Source organism: Alkaliphilus transvaalensis ATCC 700919 (genome assembly GCF_000621485.1).
GTDB classification, from domain to species: Bacteria; Bacillota; Clostridia; order Peptostreptococcales; family Natronincolaceae; genus Alkaliphilus; species Alkaliphilus transvaalensis.
The window spans coordinates 1-1760 of the sequence record NZ_JHYF01000034.1 but is presented as its reverse complement, the minus strand read 5'-3'; the positions used below and the strand labels follow the sequence as shown (position 1 = coordinate 1760).

2 protein-coding genes are annotated in these 1760 nt (G+C 35.7%); both read left to right on the top strand.

The features are described 5' to 3' along the window. Window positions 1–509 (top strand): hypothetical protein (locus tag T335_RS22525; RefSeq protein ID WP_207640682.1); only part of this gene is annotated, 509 nt, incomplete at its 5' end. Between the two features lie 18 nt (window positions 510–527). Continuing rightward, window positions 528–836 (top strand): hypothetical protein, encoded by a 309-nt coding sequence (locus tag T335_RS0115275; protein ID WP_026478308.1) that lies wholly within the window; start codon window positions 528–530, stop codon window positions 834–836. Window positions 837–1760: the final 924 nt, after the last annotated feature.

Sequence of the window (1760 nt, the reverse complement as noted above, 5' to 3'; positions counted from 1 at the left end):
AAGCCTATTCAACGGCACAGATGTTGCTAACAATGGGAACTGTGTCAGGTATGCAGTATAGTTCAATCTATACTCAACAGGAGATTGCTTTTAGGGATGCGATTCAGGACGGGGTGAAAACAGTAGAAGTCTCTTCTCCGAAGCTTCCAGAGGGCAGTCAGTGGGAGAGAAATGTACGAAATTCTTTTGAAGGTGGTAAGGCAACTGAAACAACTTATAATGGAGGTACAAAGCTATACAGGATAGGAGATAAAAATGGTGGATTCTGGACTACTGACACGCCCCCAGCAACTGAGTTTGAGTGGAGGGTAAAATATGCCATTAAACAAGAATGGGGAAATAATGCAAGCAATCTTTACGAAATCACTATTCCAAAAGGTTCGAGTATTACTGGACTGGCTGGCAAAGTTGGACCTCAGGGAATGGGGTTGTACGGTGGTGGACAACAAGTATATATTGACTTTAATTCGGTTCCAGACAGTTGGCTTAATGTCATGAAATTAAAATAAAGGAGAGTAAGTAAAGGGATGAACATAATTACAGCACAGAAACACCAAGAATTAATTAATACATTAAAAGAACTAAAAAATATTGTTGAGGATATGAGAAGTATGTCTACAGATATAATATTAAAATGGCATAACGATGAAATTGAGTGTTGGCTTGAATTCCTTGAGAGCCATGAAGATAAAGAAGAATTAAAGTCGCTTGAAGTGGAAGTCGGCGATAGATTTTTCTATAAATATAATGTAAGAATAGAGCCAATAAACTTAGATAAGAAAAGATTAAGTTTATTTGAAAAATTTATTCATCAACTCAATGATGCATTACAATAATATACAGGTGGGTATTCAAAGACAACCGTCTTTTATCTTGAATGTCCAACATAGGCGATAATGGGGGGATGAAAGTCGCTGTGGCTTGGTAGTGGAACCACTAGCCAAGGCAAGAGAGGACAGGTGTGTTGTCCCAGTACTTATAATTTATCACCAAAATAAGTGAGCGACAGGGGAAGAAACTACTATCCTGTCGCTTTTTCTTTTGCTAACTTTAGCAGTGATAATATTGAAGAAATATTTAAATTTGCGGAAAAACTCTGTTTAAACCTTTAATTGATAAGTTAAGAAACTAACTTATTATGGAAATAATGGAGGGTTAGTTGACACTTACAATTATATAATAAGTTAAAAACTTTAAAGCCATAGTACCACGTAAATGTGAGTATTATGGTTTTATTTTGTTCTAGATTATCTAGTCTAATACGCACCACAATTATTTTAAAGTTTCACTGATAGAGAGGAATACTAGATAATTCTATCTCACCCCAACATTTTGGTGGATGGCGGGGACGAATCAACATCAGTATTCCTAAAATGCAGTGGATTGGTGTACATCTAAACCATATAGAACTAAGGTAGTATAGGTATCTATTTAACGTACTGGAATATTTAGTACTATTTGATATGTAAAATTCAGTATATATGAACATTAATCATTAGGTATACTAGCTATTTTTCATTATGGAGGGGGAGGTAGGGACATATCCTAACTATCAACATAACGATCTATATAACCCATAATCATTATTAGATAGGGAGAGTATATTTGATAGCATATTATATATATCTATTCTCTATGCTGTATGTTGTAGTATATATATGTCTTTTATGTACTGTAGTGATGTTTTCCTCAACCCCTCCCCCCGCCCGCTTTCGCAGGCGGGGAAAGCTAGAAGTATTAGGTGATTTTAGGAACACGCA